At 59.6% G+C, this 22,830-nt stretch carries 26 protein-coding genes, 1 tRNA gene and 1 other RNA gene; 17 read left to right on the top strand and 11 right to left on the bottom strand.

The features are described from left to right. Positions 1-55 precede the first annotated feature (55 nt). Entirely contained in the window at positions 56-628 is a 573-nt protein-coding gene (locus tag ETHHA_RS00930; RefSeq protein WP_013484147.1) for a hypothetical protein, read from the bottom strand. Between the two features lie 87 nt (positions 629-715). Further along, positions 716-789, bottom strand: a tRNA-Gly gene (locus tag ETHHA_RS00925). Between the two features lie 167 nt (positions 790-956). On the opposite strand from ETHHA_RS00925, the gene ETHHA_RS00920 reads away from it, so the two are divergent. The 6 genes from ETHHA_RS00920 to dusB all read left to right on the top strand — a co-directional run bounded on the left by ETHHA_RS00920 (position 957) and on the right by dusB (position 6,983). Next, positions 957-1,151, top strand: coding sequence for a helix-turn-helix transcriptional regulator (locus ETHHA_RS00920; RefSeq protein ID WP_013484146.1), 195 nt, complete (start codon positions 957-959; stop codon positions 1,149-1,151). Positions 1,152-1,155: 4 nt separating this feature from the next. Continuing rightward, positions 1,156-1,596: a DUF2178 domain-containing protein gene (locus ETHHA_RS14220; protein ID WP_013484145.1), complete on the top strand. Its 441-nt coding sequence runs from the start codon at positions 1,156-1,158 to the stop codon at positions 1,594-1,596. 50 nt (positions 1,597-1,646) lie between these two features. Further along, entirely contained in the window at positions 1,647-2,543 is an 897-nt protein-coding gene (locus tag ETHHA_RS00910; RefSeq protein WP_013484144.1) for an ABC transporter ATP-binding protein, read from the top strand. Next, positions 2,540-3,787: an ABC transporter permease gene (locus ETHHA_RS00905; protein WP_013484143.1), complete on the top strand. Its 1,248-nt coding sequence runs from the start codon at positions 2,540-2,542 to the stop codon at positions 3,785-3,787. Before ETHHA_RS00910 ends, ETHHA_RS00905 begins: the two co-directional genes overlap by 4 nt. 229 nt (positions 3,788-4,016) lie before the next feature. Further along, positions 4,017-5,918 (top strand): APC family permease, encoded by a 1,902-nt coding sequence (locus ETHHA_RS00900; protein ID WP_013484142.1) that lies wholly within the window; start codon positions 4,017-4,019, stop codon positions 5,916-5,918. Between the two features lie 105 nt (positions 5,919-6,023). Then, positions 6,024-6,983 carry a tRNA dihydrouridine synthase DusB gene (gene dusB, locus ETHHA_RS00895; RefSeq protein WP_013484141.1) on the top strand — a complete coding sequence of 320 codons (960 nt, stop codon included), beginning with the start codon at positions 6,024-6,026 and terminating at the stop codon, positions 6,981-6,983. 8 nt (positions 6,984-6,991) lie between these two features. Here dusB and ETHHA_RS00890 read toward each other — a convergent pair whose 3' ends face one another. After that, on the bottom strand, positions 6,992-7,282 hold the full coding sequence (locus ETHHA_RS00890) for a hypothetical protein (RefSeq protein ID WP_041686568.1): 291 nt from the start codon (positions 7,280-7,282) through the stop codon (positions 6,992-6,994). 463 nt (positions 7,283-7,745) lie between these two features. On the opposite strand from ETHHA_RS00890, the gene ETHHA_RS00885 reads away from it, so the two are divergent. The 3 genes from ETHHA_RS00885 to ETHHA_RS00875 all read left to right on the top strand — a co-directional run bounded on the left by ETHHA_RS00885 (position 7,746) and on the right by ETHHA_RS00875 (position 10,976). After that, entirely contained in the window at positions 7,746-9,104 is a 1,359-nt protein-coding gene (locus ETHHA_RS00885) for a C1 family peptidase (RefSeq protein WP_013484139.1), read from the top strand. A 49-nt stretch (positions 9,105-9,153) separates the two neighbouring features. Continuing rightward, the gene (locus ETHHA_RS00880) at positions 9,154-10,068 is read left to right on the top strand and encodes a PHP domain-containing protein (RefSeq protein ID WP_013484138.1); all 915 of its coding nucleotides are present in this window, start codon (positions 9,154-9,156) and stop codon (positions 10,066-10,068) included. 296 nt (positions 10,069-10,364) lie between these two features. Next, the gene (locus ETHHA_RS00875; RefSeq protein WP_013484137.1) at positions 10,365-10,976 is read left to right on the top strand and encodes a TetR/AcrR family transcriptional regulator; all 612 of its coding nucleotides are present in this window, start codon (positions 10,365-10,367) and stop codon (positions 10,974-10,976) included. A gap of 102 nt (positions 10,977-11,078) precedes the next feature. Here ETHHA_RS00875 and recR read toward each other — a convergent pair whose 3' ends face one another. The 8 genes from recR to ETHHA_RS00840 all read right to left on the bottom strand — a co-directional run bounded on the left by recR (position 11,079) and on the right by ETHHA_RS00840 (position 16,676). Next, entirely contained in the window at positions 11,079-11,678 is a 600-nt protein-coding gene (gene recR, locus ETHHA_RS00870) for a recombination mediator RecR (RefSeq protein WP_013484136.1), read from the bottom strand. Positions 11,679-11,714: 36 nt separating this feature from the next. Further along, complete coding sequence (locus ETHHA_RS14215; RefSeq protein WP_013484135.1) at positions 11,715-12,236, bottom strand: NUDIX hydrolase; 522 nt, start codon at positions 12,234-12,236, stop codon at positions 11,715-11,717. 5 nt (positions 12,237-12,241) lie between these two features. Further along, complete coding sequence (locus ETHHA_RS00860; protein ID WP_013484134.1) at positions 12,242-12,589, bottom strand: YbaB/EbfC family nucleoid-associated protein; 348 nt, start codon at positions 12,587-12,589, stop codon at positions 12,242-12,244. Positions 12,590-12,626: 37 nt separating this feature from the next. Beyond that, entirely contained in the window at positions 12,627-14,306 is a 1,680-nt protein-coding gene (gene dnaX / locus ETHHA_RS00855) for a DNA polymerase III subunit gamma/tau (protein ID WP_013484133.1), read from the bottom strand. 54 nt (positions 14,307-14,360) lie between these two features. Next, positions 14,361-14,447: signal recognition particle sRNA small type (ffs, locus tag ETHHA_RS16275), an RNA gene on the bottom strand. 78 nt (positions 14,448-14,525) lie between these two features. Continuing rightward, entirely contained in the window at positions 14,526-14,861 is a 336-nt protein-coding gene (locus ETHHA_RS16270) for a hypothetical protein (RefSeq protein ID WP_013484132.1), read from the bottom strand. 170 nt (positions 14,862-15,031) lie between these two features. After that, positions 15,032-16,111 (bottom strand): radical SAM/SPASM domain-containing protein, encoded by a 1,080-nt coding sequence (locus ETHHA_RS00845; protein WP_013484131.1) that lies wholly within the window; start codon positions 16,109-16,111, stop codon positions 15,032-15,034. Further along, positions 16,086-16,676, bottom strand: coding sequence for a TetR/AcrR family transcriptional regulator (locus tag ETHHA_RS00840; RefSeq protein ID WP_013484130.1), 591 nt, complete (start codon positions 16,674-16,676; stop codon positions 16,086-16,088). The genes ETHHA_RS00845 and ETHHA_RS00840 overlap by 26 nt, the downstream gene beginning before the upstream one ends. Positions 16,677-16,893: 217 nt before the next feature. On the opposite strand from ETHHA_RS00840, the gene ETHHA_RS00835 reads away from it, so the two are divergent. The 8 genes from ETHHA_RS00835 to greA all read left to right on the top strand — a co-directional run bounded on the left by ETHHA_RS00835 (position 16,894) and on the right by greA (position 22,796). Then, positions 16,894-17,241 (top strand): hypothetical protein, encoded by a 348-nt coding sequence (locus tag ETHHA_RS00835; protein WP_041686566.1) that lies wholly within the window; start codon positions 16,894-16,896, stop codon positions 17,239-17,241. 97 nt (positions 17,242-17,338) lie between these two features. Beyond that, the gene (locus ETHHA_RS14210; protein ID WP_013484128.1) at positions 17,339-17,881 is read left to right on the top strand and encodes a DUF4830 domain-containing protein; all 543 of its coding nucleotides are present in this window, start codon (positions 17,339-17,341) and stop codon (positions 17,879-17,881) included. A gap of 31 nt (positions 17,882-17,912) precedes the next feature. Further along, a complete protein-coding gene (locus ETHHA_RS15380; RefSeq protein WP_156793965.1) occupies positions 17,913-18,074 on the top strand; it encodes a hypothetical protein in 162 nt (53 codons plus the stop codon). A gap of 50 nt (positions 18,075-18,124) precedes the next feature. After that, positions 18,125-18,838 (top strand): pseudouridine synthase, encoded by a 714-nt coding sequence (locus tag ETHHA_RS00825; protein WP_013484127.1) that lies wholly within the window; start codon positions 18,125-18,127, stop codon positions 18,836-18,838. 386 nt (positions 18,839-19,224) lie between these two features. Further along, complete coding sequence (locus ETHHA_RS00820; protein ID WP_013484126.1) at positions 19,225-20,307, top strand: helix-turn-helix domain-containing protein; 1,083 nt, start codon at positions 19,225-19,227, stop codon at positions 20,305-20,307. An 84-nt stretch (positions 20,308-20,391) separates the two neighbouring features. Then, complete coding sequence (gene ftsE, locus ETHHA_RS00815; protein ID WP_013484125.1) at positions 20,392-21,072, top strand: cell division ATP-binding protein FtsE; 681 nt, start codon at positions 20,392-20,394, stop codon at positions 21,070-21,072. After that, the gene (gene ftsX / locus ETHHA_RS00810; RefSeq protein WP_013484124.1) at positions 21,069-21,953 is read left to right on the top strand and encodes a permease-like cell division protein FtsX; all 885 of its coding nucleotides are present in this window, start codon (positions 21,069-21,071) and stop codon (positions 21,951-21,953) included. Before ftsE ends, ftsX begins: the two co-directional genes overlap by 4 nt. A 369-nt stretch (positions 21,954-22,322) precedes the next feature. After that, the gene (gene greA / locus ETHHA_RS00800) at positions 22,323-22,796 is read left to right on the top strand and encodes a transcription elongation factor GreA (protein ID WP_013484123.1); all 474 of its coding nucleotides are present in this window, start codon (positions 22,323-22,325) and stop codon (positions 22,794-22,796) included. The last annotated feature ends 34 nt before the right edge of the window (positions 22,797-22,830 follow it).

Below are 22,830 nucleotides of genomic sequence, written 5' to 3'. Positions count from 1 at the left end.
CCTGCGAACGGGAACACCCTCCATGCTGGTGGAGGGTGTTCTTTTTCTGTGTGATTTATTGCAGCTGAACGGTTGTGAAGGGGCGCGTATCGCCGCCGTTACCGAAACCGTAGGCGATCGTTACAGTGCGGGCCGACCAGGTGATCGCAAAGTCCTTGTTTTCAAACGGGCGGTATCCGTCATCTGTGCTGATATCGCTTTTCAATTTCGTAATGGTGAACGGGCTGGTCTTCTGATACACATTGCTCCCCCCTGCCAACAGCCAGCTGCATTCTTCCACCACGATGGTCCTTTTATGGTCGGGCGACTGAAATTCGTAATATTTTTCTTCTCCGGATGTCCAGACGTTACATATGAAGTACAGCATCAGCGCGATGATGTACAGGATTGCGGCAATGGTTGTGAGGACCACGTTTTTCAGGTTGACCATGATCAGCCCGCAAACCGCCGAGAGCAGAACTCCGCCGGTGATCCGCAGGACAAGCTTTGTCTGAAGCCCGAAAAAATAGAAGAAAATGTTCCGCTGCCGAAGTTCTCCCAGGCACACCAGAATACCCAGTGAACAAAGCGCGGTAATCGCCGCGGCCCGGGACAGGTTCCAAGTGCGCTTGTCGTGCTGCTGTTCCATGCGGTTTCTCCTCATGGCGGCGCGGGCAGCAAAAACGCACGTACCGGGTTGGGGTACGGGCGCATATTGCGTGCAGGCTCAGCCTGTTGGAGCGGGTGATGGGAATCGAACCCACGCGGCCAGCTTGGGAAGCTGGAATTCTACCATTGAATCACACCCGCAGATGATTTCAGCCGAAAGTGTGTTCCAGTATAGCATGTTTTTATTCAAAACGCAAGTGCCGACACATATTTTTTGTGCAGTACAAAATGTAATGAATGATTGACATTTCATGCACTGTCTGTTATGCTCAATGTAATGGATAGATGACATTTCAGGAGGAACCAGCGTGGAGAACAGGCTCCGGGAGCTGCGCCGCCTGCGCGGCATGACCCAGCAGGCGCTGGCGGACGCGGCAGATATCTCCCGCCAAACCGTCATTGCCATCGAGGCCGGGCGGTTCAACCCGTCGGTCTTGCTGGCATTTCGTCTCGCAAAGGCTCTGGGCGTGACGATTGAGGACATTTTTCTGTTTGAGAGGTGACATCATGCGCATCGGCAAGATGGAATTCAACAAAAGGATGCATCTGCGCGTAAACTGGTCGGCGGCATGTGTAGCGGCCGGGCTGGCGCTGCTGATTGGAAGTATGGCGGCGGGTCATCTCGACGATTTGGGCGGCAGCTTTCTGGCGGGCGCCGGCGCGGGGCTGCTGGCGGCGGGCGTGGTCTTGCTGGTGAAGACCCTGCACACGCTGCGCGACCCGGAAAAACAGCGGGTGGCCCGTATCGAAGAGGAAGACGAGCGAAATCTTTTGATCGACATGCGATCCTCCCAATGGACGCTGTTCGTTGGGATTTTGGTATTGGCTGTGGCTGCGGGTGTGACCGCGTTTTTTAACCGGGATATGATGCATGCGTTATCTGCGGTGTTGCTGCTGCTGATCGCAGTGAAATGGATTAGCATGGTGGTGCTGCGGCGTTGGGGATAATCTTTACAGACGGTATAATATCACAAAAACACACGAAACGAGGGGAAACCATGGGGCTGCATGTAGAGCATGTTCGCAAGCAATACGGCGGCAAGACCGCCGTGCAGAACCTTTCCTTCACGATGGACAGTCCGGGGGTATTCGGCCTGCTGGGCACCAACGGCGCAGGTAAGACGACCACCATCCGGATGCTGCTCGGCATTCTGGAGCAGGACGCCGGCACCATCACCTGGGACGGCCGCCCGGTCACGCGGGAAAACGTGTCGTTCGGCTATCTGCCCGAGGAGCGCGGGCTCTATCCCAAGATCCGCGTGGGGGAGCAGCTCTTCTATTTCGCCAGCCTGCGCGGCATGAACGCGCAGGCTGCCAGGCAGTCCATCCGCCGGTGGTATGAGCGGCTGGAAATCGGCAAATATGACAGGATGACCGCCGACCAGCTCTCCAAAGGCAACCAGCAGAAAGTGCAGCTGGCCGCCGCACTGCTGCATGATCCGGACCTGGTGGTGCTGGATGAGCCGATCAGCGGGCTCGACCCGGTGAACGCCGACCTGTTTGCGGATGTGATGCGCGAACAGGCGGCCGAAGGCAAATACATCGTGCTTTCCAGCCATCAGATGGAGTCGGTGGAAGCCTTCTGCCGCGATATCCTAATGCTGAAAGACGGGCAGACGGTTTTGCAGGGCAACCTGCGCGCCATCAAGGATGGCTATGGCCGCACCAACTTGTCGGTCGAGTGCGGGAAGGACGTGCATGCGCGCGCGGAAACAGCCGGGCTGACGGTTTTGGAGCAGGACGCGCGCGGCCTGGAATGCCGCATCCGCGACGAAGCGGACGCCTACCGTTTTCTGCGCGGTCTGCTGGACGACGGCGTGCGCATCGACCGTTTTGAGATCCGCACCCCGTCGCTGCATGAAATTTTTGTGGAAAAGGCGGGTGCGCGGGCATGAAAAACATCGGCACGATTTTCCGGTTCACCTTCCGCGAACAGGCGCGGAAAAAATCCTATGTCATCGTCACCGTGCTGCTGATGCTGGTGGCGGCGGCGCTGGTGGCGCTGCCCGTGCTCATTCCCCAGTGGCAGAGCGGCAAGGCAAACGGCAAGGCAAGCCGCAGCGTGGTCTATTTTGACGACAAGACCACCGCCACCATCGACCCGGCCGCCCTACAGCAGGCGCTGCCGGCATATACGGTCAAGACCGTGCCGGACGGTCAGCTTGATGCATTGCGCAAAAATATTCTCGCGGGCAAAGAGGAAAGCGGCGCCGTCATGGCGGTCTATCAGGAAACAGACGACACGAACCGCGCCTCTCTTTCCTATTATGAGAGAAGCCGCGACAGCGGGCCGGGCGCGGATGAACTGGCAGAGATCATTCGCAACCTGCGTATGGAACACTTGCTGCGGCGGGCCGGGTTGGGGCCCCAGGAAGCGGACTATATCCTCCAGGCCGTGCCCGCCACCACGCAGACGGGCGACCATTCCGACAATATGACCGGATTCATTCCCGCCATTGCCGTGTGCATCCTTCTGTTCATCGCCATTTTCACCTACGGCATCTGGGTGGCTACGTCCATCGCCTCTGAAAAAACATCCCGCGTGCTGGAAGTGCTCATCACCTCCACCAAACCGTCCGCCATCATCGTCGGCAAAAGCCTGGCCATGGGGGCGCTGGGGCTGCTGCAGCTGCTGCTCATTCTGGGCGCGGGCGCCGTCAGCTATATGGCGGTGGGGGGCGCGAGCAAACTGGCGGTGCTGTCCTTTGCGAGCTTCACGCCGGGCGCGTTTGCGCTGCTGTTTGTCTACTTTGTGCTGGGATTCTCGCTCTATGCAATGCTCAGCGCCGTGGCGGGCGCAAGCGTGAGCAATGCCGACGACCTGCGCTCGGCCATGCAGCCCATCACCATTTTGGGAATGCTGTCGTTCTATCTGGCATATGGCTCGTTCATGGCGCCGGGCACGCCGCTTTCACTGGTGGCGTCGTTCATCCCGTTTTCCGCGCCGTTCGCCATGCCCGCGCGGCTGATGATGGCCGGGGTGCCCTGGTGGCAGATCGTGCTTTCGCTGCTGCTGCTTGCAGGCACCACCTGGGGCATGGGCGCGTTGTCCATCCGGCTGTATGCGTCCGCCGTTCTGCATTACGGCAAACAGCTCAAGCTCAAGGATCTGTTCCGCATGGCCGGGCACGCCAAATGAGCGCTGCTGCGCATCCCGCGGCCTGAAAAGGATACGCCGGTCTATCGTTTTTTCCTAAAATAGCCGGTTTTGTGTCAAAATCGACAAATATTTACCGCACTGTGCAAAAAGACAATGGCTTTTGTGGTTGTATTCGAAAACGGGGTATGCTAGAATAATGACGCTTGCTTAGAGCGAAATCATTTGGGGCGCGGACAAGATGCCCCCGGTATGAAGGACAGCGTGCATTATGAATATGAAAGATTTCCTGCTTGGCAAACCGTTGAAGAATTCGGACATTAAGGATCAGAAGCTCTCGCGCGGGTGGGGCCTGCCGCTGATGGCGAGCGACGCCGTTTCCTCCGTGGCATACGCGGGCGAAGAGATTCTGCTCGTGCTGGTGCCCGTCATCGGTCTCGGCGCGTTCCATTTCGTGCCGTGGATCACGCTGGCCATCATTCTGTTGCTGTTGATCCTGATTTTTTCCTATTCCCAGATCATCGACCACTATCCCAACGGCGGCGGCGCTTACATCGTCTCCAGTGAAAACCTGGGCAAATATCCCGCGTTGCTGGCGGCGGCCTCGCTGGTGGTGGACTATATCATGACCGTGGCGGTGAGCGTGTCCTCCGCATCCGATGCCATCGTGGCGGCCTTCCCGGGTACGGCGCCGGCGAAGGTGTGGATCGCCATCGTGTTTGTGCTGCTCATCACCTTCGGTAACCTGCGCGGCATCCGCGAATCGGCGCGCCTGTTCGGCACCCCGACCTATATTTTCATCGGGTGCCTGGGCCTGCTCATCATCGTCGGGTTTGTCCGTGTCCTTACGGGCACCATTCATCCGGTGGCCTATACCCAGCAAATGACGCAGTCTTTGTCCACCTCGATGGCGGGCCTGAGCATCGCCCTGATTCTGCGCGCGTTTGCGTCGGGCTGCTCGGCCCTCACCGGCGTGGAGGCCGTGAGCAACTCCATCCCGAACTTTAAGGAGCCCTCGCAGCGCAATGCCAAACACATTCTCTTCATGCTCGGCGGCGTGATCGTGTTTCTGTTCGGCGGTTCCACCTTGCTCGAACTCAAGCTGCGTGTCATCCCGGTGTCCGGCGGCACCATTCTTTCCCAGTTGGGCACGGCGGTGTTCGGCAATTCAATCCTGTTTTATATTCTGCAGCTGTTCACGGCCATCATCCTCATTCTGGCCGCCAACACGGCCTACAACGGCCTGCCGCTGCTGCTCTATATCCTCGCGCACGACGGCTATGTGCCCCGCCAGTTTGCCCACCGCGGCACCAAGCTGAGCTTCTCCAACGGCATCATGTTCATCTGCATCGCGGCGGTGCTGCTCATTCTGGTTTTCCAGGCGAAAACCACCAACCTCATCCCGCTCTACTCGGTTGGCGTGTTCATCTCGTTCACGCTTTCGCAGTACGGCATGTTCCGCAAATGGCATAAAACGCGCGATAAGGGCTGGCAGTATAAAATGTGGATCAACGGCGTGGGCGCGGTGCTCACCCTGATCGGCGTGGGCGTGGAGGTTTCCACCAAGTTCACCCAGGGCGCATATATGATCGTCATCGCCATCCCGGTACTCATGTTGCTGATGGTCTATGTGCAGAAGCACTACAGCAAAGTGGGCAGCGAACTGAAGCTGAACCGGTTCCATCCGTACTACGATCAGGCCACGGCACACTCCACCCAGGTGATCGTTCTGATGCAGTCGGTCAACAAATCGCTGCTCAAATCGCTCAACTATGCCAATTCCATTTCGGACGACGTTACGGTGTTGCACATCTGCCGCCATCCGGAGCATGCCGCGCAGTTGCGCGAGGAATGGAACCGGTTGGATATCCCGGTGAAGCTGGAGATCGTCCTGACACCGTATCAGGATATCATCGCGCCGCTGGACAAATACATCTGCAAGCGTGAGGCAGCGCTCAAACACGGCGAAACGCTGTCCGTCATCATCATCAAGTTTGTGTCGGAGCACTGGTACGACGCCGTTCTGCACAACCAGACGACCTATTTCCTGGAGCGCGTGCTCTCGCGGCATAAGAACGTATCGTCTATCATCCTGCCGTTCCACTATAATCCGGAAAGCACCAAAGTCAAGGCTGCGACCCGGGACGAGGAAACGCCGGGAGAAAAAGGCTGAGCCGAAAAAAGGATTCGCCGCAGGGCGGTTTTAACAGTTGACAGAGGGCGGTCCGCTTGGGGCCGCCCTCTGTGTGTTTTCGTAGCATAACCGGAGGGAAACAGTTTGTTCATAGGAAATGTGGAGATCAAAGGACACACGGCGCTGGCCCCGATGGCCGGCGTGGCCGACACGGCGTTCCGCACCGTCTGCAAGGCGCACGGCGCGGCGTATGTAGTAGGGGAAATGGCCAGCGCCAAAGGGTTCGTCATGCAGGCGACCAAAACGGCGGAGCTGCTCGGCGTGACCGATGCGGAGCGGCCGATGGCCATCCAGCTCTTCGGCAGCGAACCGGACGTGATGGCAGAAGCCGCACGCCGGGCGCTGGCGTTTTCCCCGGATATCATTGACATCAATATGGGATGCCCCGCCCCCAAGGTGGCGGGCAACGGCGGCGGCAGCGCCCTTCTCAAGGACCCCGCGCTGGCCGGGCGTATCGTCCGCGCCGTGGCAAACGCCGTGCCCGTGCCCGTTACGGTAAAAATCCGCAAAGGATGGGACGCGGCGCACGTCAACGCCGTGGAGATCGCGCGCATCGCGGAGGAGAACGGTGCGGCGGCTGTCGCCGTGCATGGCCGTACCCGTGCCCAGCAGTATGCGCCCCCGGCGGACTGGGACATTATCGCCGCGGTACGACGGGCCGTGCGCATCCCGGTTATCGGCAACGGTGATGTGGACTCCCCGCAGGCGGCGGCGCACATGCTCGCGCAGACCGGCTGCGACCTGGTAATGATCGGCCGGGCGGCGCTGGGCAGGCCCTGGCTGTTCGGGCAAGTGGAAACTTATCTGCGCACCGGCGAGCTGCTGCCCGAACCAAACCCCGCCCGACGCATGGCGGTGCTGCTCGACCATGTGCGGCTGCTCTGCGCCCTCAAGGGCGAGCATATCGGCATGCGGGAGGCGCGTAAGCACGCGGCTTGGTATATGAAAGGCCTTCACGGCGCGGCGCTGCTGCGCGGGGAGGCCAATAAGCTGGACACGTTTGCCGATCTGGAGCGCCTGGCGGCAGCCGCTGCCAAGGAGTGACGGCGCATTCAGAAATGCCCGCCGCCAAGCAGCCAGAACAGGGTGGCCGCGCCCGCGCCGCCTGCCGCACAGGCTGCGTAGCGCATTGCCATAAGGAAAAGCGCCCGGAAGGGACGCCGGCCGCCTTTTTTGGCCCGGCAGAACCGTTCGATAATACGGGCGGCTTCCCCCGCCAGTGTCGGCTCCGCCAGCGGCGAGGGCACGTCGGCCCGCACAAAAAACAGCGCGCGTTCAAAACAGCCGCTGCCGTTATCGCGGATCTCAATGATCTTGCGTTCCACGCCTTTTACCACAAACATGCACCTCGCAAGTCGTTCCCGGCGGCATACGCGCAGGCGCACACCGCCACTTTGTATACATTCTCGTACGATGCTTATTTTTTGACTTTTTTGGAAGAAATATACCCTGTCGAAAGCCGTTTTCGGATATTCACAAGGTTGACATAAAACCGGTGGAAAACTCGGTGGAAAAAGTGGAAAACGGATTTTCGGTCCGCCAAAGGTCTTGTCCACAACCGCGCCGCCCCTTTTTCACATGCGGGAAACAACGCATTATGTCAAGTCGCGCCTGCGGAAAAACCGCGCGGGATTGCACAGGCAGGTGGCTTGTGATAAGATGGAACCATCACCATTTCCTTCGTAAGCGTTGTCCCCCGCTCATATTCTATGAGAGAAAGGCGGCGGGCGTGCCGTATCCTGCCGGCATGCCGGCCGCGGCGGCTCCCGGCGCAGGAAAATTCACAGAAAGAAAGCGTGTTTATCTATGAATATGGACCATGCAAGCGGCATTTCCGCAGAACTGGCGGCGCGTGCGTCTCAGGCGTTTGCCGCATCACCGGCGCATGCGCTGGCCGACAGCATTGCCAAAAACGGCATCGACAATACGGTGTATCATCGTGCGGCGGCGGTGCGGATGAACCACCTGTTTTCCCACGAAATCGAGCCGATGACCATTACCAACCAGCAGAAGAGCGGCCGGTGCTGGCTTTTTGCGGGCACCAACGTGCTGCGCTACCATCTGCGCAACACACTGCATGTGAAAAACGCGGATTTCGAATTGTCGCAGAGCTACCTCATGTTCTGGGATAAACTCGAAAAAGGCAATTACTTTCTCGAAGGCGTGCTGGATACCGCCGACCAGCCAAAAGATTCCCGCACGGTGATGTGGCTGTTCCAGAACCCGCTCAACGACGGCGGGCAGTGGGATATGCTGGTCGCCCTCGTCGAGAAATACGGTGTGGTGCCCAAGCTGGCCATGCCGGAAAGCTTCCACAGCGGCAATTCGGCAAAGCTCAACGCGGTGCTGGCCCGCAAGCTGCGCCGCGACGGCATTGAGCTGCGCGCTCTGCAAGCAAAAGGGCAGTCGGCTGAGACTCTGCGCACACGCAAGGAGGAGATGGTGGCGGAGTTTTATGTGTTGCTCTGCTGCTTCCTTGGCGAACCACCCAAAACCTTCGATTTTACCTGGCGTGACAAAGACGGCGCCTTCCACCGTGACGCCGGCCAGACGCCGCGCGGGTTTTATGAGACCTATTTCGGGAAAGATTTTCTGGCGGGTTATGTGAGCGTCATCAACGCGCCCACCGACGAAAAGCCCTATGACCGTACTTACACCGTCAAATATCTGGGAAACGTGGTGGGCGGCCGCCCGGTGCGGTATCTCAACCTGCCGAATGAAGAACTGGTACGCGCCGCCAGCCGGCAGATCCGGGACGGGCGCCCGGTCTGGTTCGGGTCGGACGTCGGCAAGGTGTCCGACCGGCAGGCCGGTATCCTGGATACGGCGCTCTACCCCTATGCGGAAGCGCTGCACACCACGCTCGACATCGACAAGGGCGATATGCTCGATTACGGTGAAAGCTGTCTGACCCATGCCATGATGTTGCTGGGCGTGGATGTAACCGAAGCTGGCGTGCAGAAATGGAAAGTGGAGAACAGTTGGGGCAAGGACGTGGGTGAAAAAGGGTTCTTCGTCATGAGCGCAGACTGGTTTGCCGACTATGTCTGCCAGGTGGTGGTCGATCAGGCATACCTCACGGAAGCGCAGCACAAAGCGCTGGAACAACCGCCCATCGAACTGGAGCCGTGGGACCCGATCGGCGCGCTGGCACGGCTGGGCTGAACAGCCGTCCCACCGGGCGGAAACACATGTGACGATAAGGATGGAAACGATGCGGTCTTTATATGATACGGGCGGCGCCTGGTACAAGGGGAACCTGCACACGCACACCACCCGCTCGGACGGACGGCTCCCTGCCGGGGAAGCCATTGGTTTCTACCGGGAAGCGGGGTACGATTTCATCGCGCTGACCGACCACTGGCGGCAGAGCGAACCGTTGGAGGAGCCGGGGTTCCTCCAACTGGCGGGCTGCGAGTTCGACACCGGCAACATGACCGACCTCGTGCGGCAGCCGGTCTTTCATATCGTGGGGGTGGGAATGGAGCGCGCCGTGGCGCTTCCAAAAGCGCACGACCATCCGCCTCAGGTGTTGATCGACGCCATCCGTGAGGCGGGCGGCCTGGCCATTCTCGCGCACCCGGCGTGGTCGCTCACCGATCCCGCGCTGGTGCCGCCGCTTTCCGGGCTTTCCGCCGCCGAGATCTTCAACACCTTTTCCGGCCTGCCGCACAGCAACGCCCGCCCGGAATCGTCTTTGTATTTTGACATCTGGGCGCTGCAGGGGTTTCTTCTGCCCTGCACGGCGGCGGACGACTGTCACTGGTATGAAGGGGAGCAGGGCCGCTCGTTTATGATGGTCAACGCCTCCGCGCTGACTGCACAAGCCATCCGCGCAGCGATCGCGGCAGGCAACTTCTACGCCTCGCAGGGGCCGCGTTTCGAGCAGATCCGCTACGACGGCGAAACCGTGGAGATTTCCTGCTCCGAGGTGCAGACCGTCATTTTTTACAGCAACACGCTCTACAGCGCCGACCGCCTGACACTGGCCGAATCGGGTGGGACGGTGACCGCCGCGCGGTATGCCGTCAAGCCGAGCGACCGGTATATACGGGTGGAACTGATTGACCGGGAAGGGCGTCATGCCTGGAGCGCACCGTTTGCGGCGGAAAAGACCCGCAATCGCTGATAAACCATGAGAAGGGCGCATACCTGCCGTTTTGCGGCAGGTATGCGCCTTTTGGTGTCGATATGAGCAAGATAACAGTATAAATGTGAGGAAATTTTAGAAAAATATGTAAAACTTGACGCTCCGAGTTGTTATTTAGAAAAAGTTGTGCTACTATTTAGATATTCCGACCGACCGCTCTTTTTACAATTTAAGGTAAAAATTCAACTGCAATGCAATTTTTTCTGAAAGGCTGACTTTACACATATTTCCTGTTTCAAAAAACGACGTGATGTCATGGCATGAGGAGCATCGCTATGAACAAAGTTACAAACCGGCGGGGGCACGCCGCTCAGACCCAACAGGATATTTTTCGTGTGGCTTTGGAGCTTTTTCGTACAACCGGATATGAATTGACCACGATCCAGGATATTTGTGAAAAGGCCAACGTTTCCGTTGGCGCATTCTATTATTATTATAAATCGAAAGAGGATGTTCTGAACGATTCTTACCGGCAGATCGACTATACGCTGAATGAGAAATATGCGCATGTACAGTTCGAGGATCCTGTCTGCGGCATCACGGAGATTTTATGCAGTCTGGCAGGCTACGTGCAGGAGCAGGGGTTCCGCATCCCGGCCCAGATCTATAAAAAGCAGATTACCGCAACAGACCGGTTCATGCTGGACCCCAACCGGGAGTACTGCATTCTGGTCAGCCGTCTGGTCGCACAGGCCTGCGCAGGCGGGCGCTTTTCAGCGGATTATTCCGAGCAAACGGTCACGGAAACGATTTTGCGCATGATGCGCGGCATCCTGTACGACTGGTGCCTGCATGACGGATCTTACGACCTGGTGCAGCAGGCGCGGGCCGACATGCGGATTATCCTGCACCATTTCGAGCAGGCCAACGATCTGCAACCGGCATGATACGCGGCGCGCGGCCCGGTTCCTGCCCGGGAACAGGCATAAAGCAAGGGGAAAGGCTGATTTTCCCGCCGTCTTCGCGTTTCCCGTTTGACAGCCGGGCGCTTAATGCAGTTCGCTGCGCCCTTCGAGCGCGCGGGAGAGCGTGATTTCATCGGCGTATTCCAATTCGCCGCCCACCGGGATGCCGTAGGCGATGCGCGTGACCTTGACACCCAGCGGTCTGATGAGACGGGAGATATACAGCGCGGTCGCTTCGCCCTCCACATCGGGGTTGGTGGCGAGGATAATCTCCTGCACGCCGTCGGCCGCGCGTGCGAGCAGTTCCTTGATGTGCAGCTGTTCGGGGCCAATGCCGTCCATCGGGGAAATAACGCCGTGCAGCACATGGTACAGGCCGTTGTAATCCCGCGTGCGCTCAAACGCCACCACGTCACGCGGGTCCTCCACCACGCAAATGGTGGTGTGGTCGCGCGCGGGGTTGCCGCAGATGGTGCAGATTTCCCCGTCGGTGAGGTTCTGGCAGACCTTGCAGGTGTGCATCTGCCCTTTTGCGTCCAGAATAGCCTGCGCGAACGCTTTGGCCTGCTCGTTCGTACCGTCCAGCACGAAGAAAGCCAGCCGCTGGGCGGTTTTGCGGCCGATGCCCGGCAGCCGTTCAAACTGCTCGATCAGACGGGACAGCGGAGCGGCATAATATGCCATGTGATCTCCTCCGTGATATGTAAAGATGCGGCCGGGTCAGCCGTTTCGAAACAGCGGCGCGTCCGCGGCGTTGGCCAGAAAATCGGCGAGGACACGGCGGTAGCCGCCGTCCGGGTATTCTTCTTCGAACAGGACGGTGAGCATCTCCTGCGGTGTCACCAGACGCACCGCATCCACTTCCTCGGCCTGAAGCACCAGTTCGTCCATCTCGAACGCGTGGCGGCAGGCCCACACATCGAAAAAGCAGGGTGGCCGCTTGAGCCTGGCCAGCTTCTGCATCCGTCTGGGCGGAAGCGTGAGCCCCACTTCCTCTTCGACCTCCCGGCAGGCGGCTTCCAGGCTGCTTTCCCCCGCCCGCACGCCGCCGCCCGTAATGTCCCATTTGCCGGGATACAGACGCTTCCGCAAGGAGCGTTTCTGCAACAGGAAGCGGCCGTCGTCGCGGTAGATGAAAACATGCACCGCCAGCATGAACTCACCGTTTTGCAGCGCATGTTCGCGTGGTACCAAGCGGCCGGTGGGCCTGCCTGTCCCGTCGCGGAGATCCATCCATTCCATAACGGTCAGATCAGACCGGGCATGTTCAGGCCGCCGGTCACTTTTCCCATTTCCTGTTCGGCGGTTTCGTCCACCTTGCGGATGGCCTCGTTCACGCCGGCCACGATGAGGTCCTGCAGCATCTCGATGTCGTCCGGATCCACCGCCTCGGGCTTGATGTGAATCTGCTTGATCTCCCGCTTGCCGGTGATCTGCACTTCCACCATGCCGCCGCCGGAGGTCACGGTATATTCCCGCTCATCCAGCTCGGCCTGCACCTTGCCGATGGCCTCTTGCATTTTCTGCGCCTGTTTGATCATGCTGTTCATATCCGAGGAGCCGCCGCCGTATCCTTTAGGCAATCTTGCTTTCATATTCAAAAACCTCCATGCGTTTTTTCAGGATGGATGTCTATTGCTCTTTTTCGCGAATGGGTACGCCGCCGTCCATCGCGGTGCGCAGCAGCGCGTCGAACGGGTCGTCTGATTTTTCTTTCTGCGCCGCGTGCAGGCTGGATTTGAACACCCCGACTTTGTACGGCTTGCCGGTGGCGGTGCGGACGGCTTCCACCAGCGGTTTCTGGTGGAGCGGCTGGCGGATGAGGTCGGCAAACATCACGTTGCCCGCGTCCACCAGCACATAGGCGCCGCGCACAACGGCTTTGGATTTGTCCAGCACGCCGCGCAAGGGCGGGTCGATGCGGCCCAGCTCCTCCAGCACCTCCGGCCAGCAGGCCAGCGGCTCCGCCGATTCTTCGGAACTGTCCGCAGGCGGGGCGTCGTTTTCCGGTTGTGCTTGCTTTTGGGCCGCCCGGCGCGAGGTTGCGGCGGGCGTTTCCGGCGCGGCAGGCGGCTCGGTCCACGGCAATGCGGCGTCCGCTTTCGGGGCGCCGCCGCGCGCGGGCGCGCCCGGCGGCATGTGGAGCCCGGCGGCGGTCGCCTCCGCGCGGAGGCCGCCCGCTTTTACCTGTGTTTCCAGCGCCGCGATACGGCGCAGCAGCGCGGCGGGGGAGGTGTCCAACGCCGGATTGCACAGCCGCAGCAGACCCATTTCCATTTCCACCCGCTTCACGGGTGCGCGCCGCAGCGTTTCCGCCGTGTGCTGGAGCGTGTCCAGCGCATGCAGCACCGTTTCCGGGTCAAAGTCCCGCGCGGCATCCTGCAGGCGCCCGGCTTCGGACGCGGAAACGGGCGGTATGCTGCCCGCCTGCGTGAGCATGATGGCGCGAAAATGCCCGATCAGTTCCTCGCACAGGCGGTCGGCATCCTTTGCCGAGGCATAGAGCTCGTCCAATGTCCGCAACGCCTGCGGCGCGTCCCCCGCGTGCACCGCGTCCGACAGAGCGTAAAGATAGTCGCGGCCCGCCAGCCCGGCGGCGCGCGCCACCGCCTCTTCGTCCACCGCATCCCCGCCGCCGTTTGCGCAGGTGTCGAGCAGCGAGAGCGCGTCGCGCAATGCGCCGTCCGCCAGTCTGGCGATGGCCTCCGCGCCGTCCTGCGTGAGGGGGATGTGCTCCTGCTCCGCCACATAAAGCAGCCTTGCGGCGATGTCCGCGGGCGGAATGCGGCGGAAATCGAACCGCTGGCAACGCGAGAGGATAGTGGCCGGGATCTTGTGCGCCTCGGTGGTGGCGAGGATGAAGAGCACATAGGCGGGCGGCTCCTCCAGCGTTTTGAGCAGCGCATTGAATGCGCCCGCCGAGAGCATGTGCGCCTCGTCGATGATATAGACGCGATATTTGGCCGCCGCCGGGGTGTAGACCGTTTCTTCCCGCAGGGCGCGGATGCTGTCCACCCCGTTGTTGCTGGCGGCGTCGATCTCCACCACGTCGGTGAGCGAGCCGTCGTCGATGCCGCGGCAGACGGCGCATTCCCCGCAGGGGTCGCCGTTTTGGGGATGCAGGCAGTTGACCGCTTTTGCCAGAATTTTGGCGCAGGTGGTCTTACCCGTCCCCCGCGAGCCGGTGAACAGGTAGGCATGTGCCACACGGCCCGCGCGCAGCTCGCCAAGCAGCGTGGCAACGATCTGAGGCTGGCCCGCCACGTCTTCAAACGTGCGGGGCCTCCATTTTCGATAAAGTGCCTGATACACCCAGAAAACCCCCGGCACATGGCCGCACAGTGCCCCCGAACATGCAGGCGCGGACGAAATCCTGCGGCGCCCGGCGAAATCCGCTTAATGCTGCTCGGTTCCCCGCCTGACATGGTTCACGGCACGCCGCCGCACAGGCTGCCCGCAGCCTGCATGTTCCGTTGCACTGTGCGACCGGTTCCATTTGCGCTGTGCAAAAAACACGGTTCCCTTATTATACTACATCCGCGTGCCAAAGGCAAGGCAGAACGCCTGCTTGGGGTATTCGTGCAGCATTTTGGGAACAAAGACAACCGCAAGGGATAACAAAATGAAAACAGACACCAGGATCAACAGAATCCGAACGGCTTTGTTTTCTTTTTGCAGGATACCGTTGATCGAGAAGCTGATGCCCAAAAGCAGGAGCACGACCGGATTGGTTTGCTCAAGCGGAAGGAAATTCAAAAGACCAAATACGGACAAAAGGAGGACGACGCACCCGATTACCCAAACCAGAACGGTCAGTATTTTTCGAGCCGTAGAGAACCGGTTCCAATTTTCTTTGAATTTTGTCATAAGTTTGTCCCCTTTGTCTATTGGTGCTTTTGACCGAGAACAGAACCGGGTTGTTTTTCCAATCCAGGCAAAAGACGTGCGCACAGCCTGAAGCGGGCGCGGCCCGTATTTAAGTTCAGGCAGATTTTGTTAAAACGACAACCGCACAGCCTGAAGCGGGCAGCCCGCATCTATTCGGTTCCCGCCAGCGATTCCAGCTCCGCTTTTTTCCCAAAGAGCGCGCAGCCGCCGTCATGCGCCATGGCCAGCATGCCGTTTTCCCGCAGGGCGCAAAACAGCGGCGAGCGCAGCGCGTCCGCGAGAGAGCCGGTGTGCAGGTCCACGTCCGAGACCGGTGCGAACGGGCACGGTTCCGCGCCGCCCGACGCGCTGATATGGAAAAATCCGCGCCCCGCCGCCAGGCAGCCGCCGGTTTTTGCCTCGTCACCGGGAAACGCGATCAGGATGAGGTCGGGATATACCGTCTGAAGCGTAAGCAGCCGGGCGCTGTATGCCGCGCGCTGCGCGTCGTCCGGCGGATGCAGCGAGGCGTTTGCGTCGGCGGGGACATACTCCACAAAAAGGACCACCCCGCAGCCTTTTGCACGCAGGCCTCCGAGAAACGCGGCTTCGGTGACCCGCAGATGGTTTTCCGCCGTCACCGTGACGGACACGCCGAACAGGATGCCGCGCGCCCGGAACGCGCGCCATGTCTGTTCGAGCAGATGGTAGACGCCCGCGCCGCGCCGCGCATCGGTTTCCGTTTGCCCGCCTTCGATGCTGCAGACCGGCACCAGGTTGCGGTGCCGGTCGAACAGGCGCAGCACGGCCGCATCAAACAGCGTACCGTTGGTCAGCACCGGGAAGACGGCGGAAGGCACGCGGGCGGCGGCCTCCAGTACGTCCACGCGGGTGAGCGGCTCGCCGCCCGCAAGCAGGATGAAGGAAATGCCCATCGCGGCGGCTTCCTCAAACAACTCCGCCCAGCGCGCGGCCGGGAGCAGGCAAGCTTCCTCCGTGTTACAGGCGCCGTCCGCTCGCGCATAGCATCCCGCGCAGCGCAGGTTGCAGGCGGAGGCCACGCTGGCAATGAGAAACGCGGGAACGGCCTGGCCCGTCTGCTCGCTGCGACGGCGTTTTGCGGCCGCCCGTGCCTGCCGGTGCGCCTGGCGGAGCAGGAAGGTGCTTTCACGGGGGTTGCGCATCGCAGCCGACAGCGCGCGGCGGAACAGATAGTCGATGTTTTTATTCAGGTAGGCGGTCAGTTCCATGTGTGTTTCCTCCCAAAAGCAGATCGAGCAGCATATCCAGCAGCCGCCTGCGGGCTTCCCGGTCGCGCAGGTCAAGGCCCGCATACCGTTCAAAGGCATCCTCTCGAAAATAGGCCAGCGTCACGGATGAAATAAGCGCGTGCGCGAGAATGCGGCATTCCGTTTCATTCTTTTTGCCTTCAAAACGCGCGCGGATGAGTGGAAGAATATAACGGGGCGCTTCGATTTCCCCATGCAGCAACGCGTAGGGAATGGTTGTTTTGGTATACTGCCGGTATTGCACAACCAGCTCGCTCAGTTCCCACAGCATGGTGCGCAGACGCTCAAGCGGCGGCGTGCCGTCCGGCGGGGCGGAACGAAAACGCTCCGCGGCTTCGGCGATCTGTTCCTCGATGGCGGCGCTGACAAGCGCGTCTTTGCCGCCCCAGCAATAATTGATCATGGCCGGGCTGACGTTTGCCGCCGCCCCGATGCCGCGGGAAGTCAGCGTTGCCGGGTCGCTCCCCTGCGACAGCAGATGCCTGACGGTTTCCATCAGCCTGGCCCGCATGGCCTGTTTCTGCATGAGTACCCCTTGGAATTAAACAAATTTTAAACACGTTTAATTCTACGGTGCTTTTTCGGGTTTGTCAAGCGCAGTGTGCGCGGTTCTTCTTCCGGCAATGCCGATTTTGAATATACAAATATTTACAATTTGTATGCCCGTTTCATTGACAAAGTGCCTGAACGCCGATATAATTGAGGGGTAAAATCGCCGCAGACTGGAAGACGGGGTGAACCGCATGGTGCTTGAAAGCTGGGCCATCGTGATTATTATGGGCGTGGCCGCCTATATGTTTGGGCGCGCGCGCCGCAAGGCGTGGTCTTTCCGCGTGCTGCCCCTCATTCTCGCGCCGCTTGCCAACATCGTTTATACCCCGTTTGCCAAAGAGCTGGCAGACCGCGGGAGCGATGCCGGCGCGGTGCGCATTCTGGTTTATATTGCCGCATTTGCGGTCACCGCCGTCTGGGTGGTTTTCTGCGCACGCAAGCTCTCGCCCCGCGTGGCGAAATGGGGATATATCTCCTGCACGCTGGCGTTCACCGCCATCGAACTCATTATTTTCGCGGTGAAGCTCATTCGGTTCTGAACAAGCGCTGTTCCCGGCGGCTTTTTTCCGCCCGGCCGGTGCTATCGCGTCCCCTGTCCGCATAGATATGCACCAGATGCGGACAGGGGGCGTTTTTATGTTGGTGGCTTCGGTGAAAGTTTCGGCGCTGCGGGCCGCGGTGGTCGTGTTCGCGCTGGCTGTTCTGGCTGGCGCGGCGCTCTGGCCGTCGCGCGGGGTGGTAACGGTGTGGAGCGGCCAGTCCTATCGGGGCGTTTCGGACAATGCCAAGCGGGTTGCGTTCCTTGAGAAATTCGGATGGACGGTTGACCCCACTCCCACGGAGGTGGTGGAAGTCGTCATTCCCCAGACCTTCGACCAGGTCTATCGCAATTACAACAAGCTTCAGAAAAAGCAGGGGCTGGACCTCACGCCGTATAAAGGCGCGCGCGTCAAGCGCTGGACCTATCGTGTGACCAATTACCCCAACTATGACGGCGAGGTGTTTGCCGACCTGCTCATCCAGAACAACGACACGGTGGTGGCGGGAGATGTGCGCACCGTGGCCGTGAGCGGGTTCATCCAGGGGCTTGCAAGGCCCAACCCGCAAACGGGCGTGCCCACGCTCAGCCCCGCGGCTGCGGATATCACGGCCGGCATGTTTCCGAACCGCGCGGTGTAAGCGGGCACAGCCCGCTTTCCAGTTCAAAGAAGTGCAGGTCGAATCGCAGGCACGCAGCCTGAACGGGCGGGCACAGCCCGCTTTCCAGTTCAAAGAAGTGCAAGTCGAATCGCAGGCGCGCAGCCTGAACGGGCGGGCACAGCCCGCTTTCCAGTTCAAAGAAGTGCGGGTCGAATCGCAGGCGCGAACCTGAACGGGCGAAAAGGCGCTTTCATATATATAAACGAAAAAGGAGAACACCGGATGCCGCTTTTGAGGCTGGACAAGCTGTTGGCCGGACAGGGACAGGGCTCTCGCAAAGAGGTGCATACGCTGCTGCGAGGCGGCCGCGTGCAGGTGGACGGCCAGACCGTCACCGACGCCGGGCAAAAAGTGGATCCCGACCGGCAGCGCGTCACGCTGGACGGACACGCCCTGCTCTGGCGCGCCCACCTGTATCTGATGATGAACAAACCCGCAGGCGTGATCTCGGCCAGTCGCGACCCCAAAGCGCGCACGGTGCTCGATCTGCTGCCGGCGGACCTGTGCCGCCCGGGGCTGTTCCCCGCCGGCCGGCTGGACAAGGATACCGAAGGGTTCCTGCTCATCACCGACGACGGGGCGTTCGCCCACGACATTCTCGCGCCGCGCCGCCATGTGGAAAAAATCTATCTCGCCACGCTGGACAGACCCGCCGACACCGCCGATACCGACGCGTTTGCCACGGGGCTTACACTGGAGGACGGTCTGCACTGTCTGCCCGCCCGCCTCTGGCTCGGAGAAGGGACGGACGCCTATGCCGCCGTGCGGGAAGGCAAATTCCATCAGGTGCGGCGGATGTTTGCGGCACGCGGCAAACAGGTGGTGCACCTGCGGCGGATACAGATCGGCGGGCTGGCGCTGGACGAATCGCTCGCGCCCGGCGAGGCGCGCGAGCTGACCCCGGCGGAACGGGATCGGATCGGGCTGCGCCTCTGACACATGGCCCGCGACGCCGCGCCCGGCGGCTTTCGGGCGGTTTCACGCTGTAACCTCCGGTCTTGCGGGAAGGAAAATCGCCGGCTTTTGGATAGTATGACTGAAAAACCCTTGCAATTTTTCTATAAAAGGTTCAAAATATAAAATGATATAACAAATTGGAATGACGCAGTGTATTGCAGAAACCTGTTTTTGCAAAATTAACCGGCGTGCAGACGTTGAGTTTTGTCGTTTTTTCGTTTATACTGGTGAACAGGGCTTTGGGCCCTTTCCCGCCCTGCCGGACGGCATGCGCAGAGCTTCGGGGCGGGCGGCATTGATGAGACGGCCCGTGGTTTTGCCCGGAGATAACTGCCGTTTGCCCGGCCGTAAAAGGAGAATCGCGAATGTCAAACAGACTTTTTCAGGGTGTTATCCAGCAGATGAAGGAGACGCTGGACCGTGTGGTGGGTGTGATCGATGAAAACGGCACCGCCATCGCGTGCAGCGAACTCGGACGCATCGGCGAAGTACATGAAAATGTCATGACGGAGCTGGCGGGCGCGCCGCTTTTGCTGCGTGGCGGGTGGACCTATAAGCCGTTCGGCTCAAGACCCCGTCCGGATTATGCGATTTTTGTCGAGGGCAGCGACCCCGTGGCCGCCAAATATGCCGGAATCCTTGCGGTGGCACTCACGAGCATCAAGCAGTATTATGACGAACGGTACGACCGCGGCAACTTCATCAAAAACGTCATTCTGGACAACATTCTGCCCGGAGATATCTATCTGAAAGCCAGAGAACTGCATCTGAGCGCCGAAGTGCTGCGCGTGGTGCTGCTCATCCGTGTGGCCGACAAAAACGACGTGTCGGTCTACGACGTGGTGCAAAACCTGTTTCCCGACCGGCAGAAGGATTTCATCATCAACATCAGCGAAAACGAGATCGCCCTCGTCAAAGAGGTGCGGCAAGGCATCGAGACCAGTGACCTGGACAAACTGGCGCATTCGGTGGTGGATACGCTCAGCAGCGAGTTTTACACACACGCCTCGGTGGGCATCGGCACGATCGTGACCGGTGTGAAGGACTTGGCCCGCTCGTTCAAGGAAGCGCAGGTAGCGCTGGAAGTGGGCAAAGTGTTCGATATCGAAAAGAACATCATCAGCTACGACAATCTCGGCATTGCCCGGCTGATTTATCAACTGCCCACCACGCTCTGCGAAATGTTTCTGGACGAGGTGTTCAAAAAAGGCTCGATCGACTCGCTCGACCAGGAAACGCTGTTCACCATCCAGCGCTTTTTTGAAAACAACCTGAATGTGTCCGAAACGTCGCGCAAGCTGTTCGTCCACCGCAATACGCTGGTTTACCGCCTGGAAAAAATCAAAAAATTGACAGGGCTCGACCTGCGTGAATTCGATCACGCCATCATCTTTAAGGTTGCCCTGATGGTCAAGAAATATCTGGTCACGAATCCGGAACGATTTTGACCGCAGACGCGCGGCAGGCAACTCTTCGTTTTGGTCAGACGGGGGCGCTGCGGGCTGCGGCCGGCCATGCAAAGGAGCAGTACTGTGATCGAGTTCATAGATACCGTCAAAATCTATGACAACGGGACGAAAGCCCTGCGGGGCATCAACCTGACAATCAACGACGGGGAATTTGTATTTGTGCGGGGAGCTTCCGGCGCGGGCAAAAGCACGCTCATCAAGCTGCTGATGCACGAGGAAGTGCCCACCTCCGGCGATGTGAACATCAACGGATTCAGCGTGGCCAACATGAAGCGGAGGGACGTGCCGTTCCTTCGCCGCACAATGGGCGTGGTGTTCCAGGATTTCCGGCTCATCCCCAATATGTGTGTATATGAAAACGTGGCGTTTGCCATGCGCGTCATCGGGGCACGACCGCAGGACATCCGCCGCCGTGTGCCGTATATCCTCAGTCTGGTCGGGCTGTCCAAAAAGGCGCACAGCCAGCCCTCCGAGCTTTCGGGCGGCGAGCAGCAGCGCGTTTCTCTGGCGCGTGCGCTGGTGAACAACCCGTCGTTTCTCATTGCCGACGAACCCACCGGCAACGTCGATCCCGATATGTCGGTGGAGATCATGGAACTGTTTGACGAGATCAACCGCCGCGGCACCACCATCGTGATGGTGACGCACGACGCCACGCTGGTGGAACGTTATGGCTACCATCGCGTCATCACCATCGAAGCGGGGCAGGTCGTGCAGGATATTCCGGGGAGCGCCAGCGTATGATAGAGAAAATACGGTATTTCGTCCGCGAAGGTTTCAAAAATATCTGGGTCAACCGCATCATGTCCATTGCGTCGATCTGCATACTGACCATCTGCCTGCTGCTGCTCGGCACGTCCGTGCTGATCTCCATCAATGTGCACAACCTGATGAACAGTGTGGAACAGCAGAACCAGATCGGGGTCTTCCTGAAAGACGATGCGGATCAGGCCGCGATCGACCAGATCGGCCAGGATCTCAGAAAATTACCCGATGTGGCCAAGGTGGAATTTGTTTCCAAAGCGCAGGCGCTGGAAAACGAGAAAAAGCAGCTCGGCAAAGACCAAGATCTGCTCAGCGGGGTGGATAAAGACAATTTCTTCCCCAACTCCTACAAGGTGACGCTCAGCAACATGCAGCACTATAACCTGGTGGTGCAGAAAATCCACGCTTTGCCGCACATCGAAAGCGTTAACGAGCATTCCGGCGTGGCGGAAAAGCTCAACAGCATCAGCAGCACCGTGGGCTGGGTGGGATTCTGGCTGTTCGTGCTGCTGGCGGCCGTCTCGCTGTTTATCATCGTCTACACCATCAAGCTGGCGGTTTACGTTCGCCGCCGGGAAGTCAACATCATGAAGTTCGTCGGCGCCACCGACTGGTTCATCCGCTGGCCGTTCTTCGTGGAAGGGCTGCTCATCGGCCTGCTTTCGGGCGTGATCGGCTCCATCCTGCAATGGTATTTATACGGCGGGCTGATCAAGCGGCTGTTCAGTTCTCTGCGCATCATCCACCCCATCGCGTACAGTTCCGTGGGCGTGCTGCTTTCACTGGGCTTTATCCTTTCCGGTATCCTTCTCGGCGTGGTGGGCAGTCTGATTTCCGTACATAGATATCTGCGCGTGTGAACAACCGCCGCGCGGGTATCCATGTGTCTCCGCGGTGCCCGAACGCCGCGCCCGCTTTGCAGGCTGTGCGGACGGAAGCGCAGCGGAACTCCTTTGAGCATAAAGCGGGCTGTGCCCGCCGCAGTGCCCGCCTCCTTGACAGGGTGCGGCGGGGTGCATATAATAAGCTATAACAGCGCGCCCATCCGCGGCAAACACGGCGGGCGGCCGCTTTCAGGCGGCTCCGGGGCCTTTGGCCGGGGGCCGCTTTTCGGCCATGTATCGCGCGTGGCCGGTTGCAACCATGTCAATCAACAAGGACACGCGGTCTACCAACTGCGTGCCAACCAATAAAGACGAGCGCAAAATGGCGCCGGGGAGTGTACCGTTATGGCCAAACAGTATGTATTGACAGATGCGGGTCTGAAAAAACTGGAGCAGGAGCTTGAACAGCTCAAAACCGAAAAGCGCAAGGAGATCGCCGAAAAGATCAAAGTGGCGCTCTCGTTCGGTGACCTTTCGGAAAACAGCGAGTATGACGAAGCCAAAAACGAGCAGGCTATGGTGGAATCGCGCATCGCCACCATCGAGGCCATGCTCAAAAACGTCAAGCTCATTGACGACGACCAGTTGGACACCGAGGCGGTGAACCTCGGCTCCAAAGTGCAGGTCTTCGATGTGGAATTCGACGAAACCGTGGAATATCAGATCGTCGGGTCCACCGAGGCGGACCCGGACCAGAACCTGATTTCCGACGAGTCGCCGGTGGGGCGCGCGCTGCTTGGCCATAAGGTGGGCGATGAAGTGGAAGCGGAGACCCCGGCCGGCGTGCTGAAATTCAAGGTGCTGAATATCACCAAATAAAAGACAGCGCTGTTTACAAACAGAAAGACCGGCG

The sequence above is a fragment of the Ethanoligenens harbinense YUAN-3 genome (assembly GCF_000178115.2).
GTDB lineage: Bacteria > Bacillota > Clostridia > Oscillospirales > Ethanoligenentaceae > Ethanoligenens > Ethanoligenens harbinense.
Note: the sequence above shows the minus strand (reverse complement) of the source record. Positions and strands in the feature narration are given on the sequence as shown.

Excerpts from the sequence above, each read along its gene's own strand:
- ETHHA_RS00930 (WP_013484147.1), bottom strand. The coding sequence starts at position 628 with ATGGAACAGCAGCACGACAAGCGCACTTGGAACCTGTCCCGGGCCGCG.
- ETHHA_RS14220 (WP_013484145.1), top strand. The coding sequence starts at position 1,156 with ATGCGCATCGGCAAGATGGAATTCAACAAAAGGATGCATCTGCGCGTA.
- ETHHA_RS00910 (WP_013484144.1), top strand. The coding sequence starts at position 1,647 with ATGGGGCTGCATGTAGAGCATGTTCGCAAGCAATACGGCGGCAAGACC.
- ETHHA_RS00905 (WP_013484143.1), top strand. The coding sequence starts at position 2,540 with ATGAAAAACATCGGCACGATTTTCCGGTTCACCTTCCGCGAACAGGCG.
- ETHHA_RS00900 (WP_013484142.1), top strand. The coding sequence starts at position 4,017 with ATGAATATGAAAGATTTCCTGCTTGGCAAACCGTTGAAGAATTCGGAC.
- ETHHA_RS00890 (WP_041686568.1), bottom strand. The coding sequence starts at position 7,282 with ATGTTTGTGGTAAAAGGCGTGGAACGCAAGATCATTGAGATCCGCGAT.
- ETHHA_RS00885 (WP_013484139.1), top strand. The coding sequence starts at position 7,746 with ATGAATATGGACCATGCAAGCGGCATTTCCGCAGAACTGGCGGCGCGT.
- ETHHA_RS00880 (WP_013484138.1), top strand. The coding sequence starts at position 9,154 with ATGCGGTCTTTATATGATACGGGCGGCGCCTGGTACAAGGGGAACCTG.
- ETHHA_RS00875 (WP_013484137.1), top strand. The coding sequence starts at position 10,365 with ATGAACAAAGTTACAAACCGGCGGGGGCACGCCGCTCAGACCCAACAG.
- recR (WP_013484136.1), bottom strand. The coding sequence starts at position 11,678 with ATGGCATATTATGCCGCTCCGCTGTCCCGTCTGATCGAGCAGTTTGAA.
- ETHHA_RS14215 (WP_013484135.1), bottom strand. The coding sequence starts at position 12,236 with ATGGAATGGATGGATCTCCGCGACGGGACAGGCAGGCCCACCGGCCGC.
- ETHHA_RS00860 (WP_013484134.1), bottom strand. The coding sequence starts at position 12,589 with ATGAAAGCAAGATTGCCTAAAGGATACGGCGGCGGCTCCTCGGATATG.
- ETHHA_RS16270 (WP_013484132.1), bottom strand. The coding sequence starts at position 14,861 with ATGACAAAATTCAAAGAAAATTGGAACCGGTTCTCTACGGCTCGAAAA.
- ETHHA_RS00845 (WP_013484131.1), bottom strand. The coding sequence starts at position 16,111 with ATGGAACTGACCGCCTACCTGAATAAAAACATCGACTATCTGTTCCGC.
- ETHHA_RS00840 (WP_013484130.1), bottom strand. The coding sequence starts at position 16,676 with ATGCAGAAACAGGCCATGCGGGCCAGGCTGATGGAAACCGTCAGGCAT.
- ETHHA_RS00835 (WP_041686566.1), top strand. The coding sequence starts at position 16,894 with ATGGTGCTTGAAAGCTGGGCCATCGTGATTATTATGGGCGTGGCCGCC.
- ETHHA_RS14210 (WP_013484128.1), top strand. The coding sequence starts at position 17,339 with ATGTTGGTGGCTTCGGTGAAAGTTTCGGCGCTGCGGGCCGCGGTGGTC.
- ETHHA_RS00825 (WP_013484127.1), top strand. The coding sequence starts at position 18,125 with ATGCCGCTTTTGAGGCTGGACAAGCTGTTGGCCGGACAGGGACAGGGC.
- ETHHA_RS00820 (WP_013484126.1), top strand. The coding sequence starts at position 19,225 with ATGTCAAACAGACTTTTTCAGGGTGTTATCCAGCAGATGAAGGAGACG.
- ftsX (WP_013484124.1), top strand. The coding sequence starts at position 21,069 with ATGATAGAGAAAATACGGTATTTCGTCCGCGAAGGTTTCAAAAATATC.
- greA (WP_013484123.1), top strand. The coding sequence starts at position 22,323 with ATGGCCAAACAGTATGTATTGACAGATGCGGGTCTGAAAAAACTGGAG.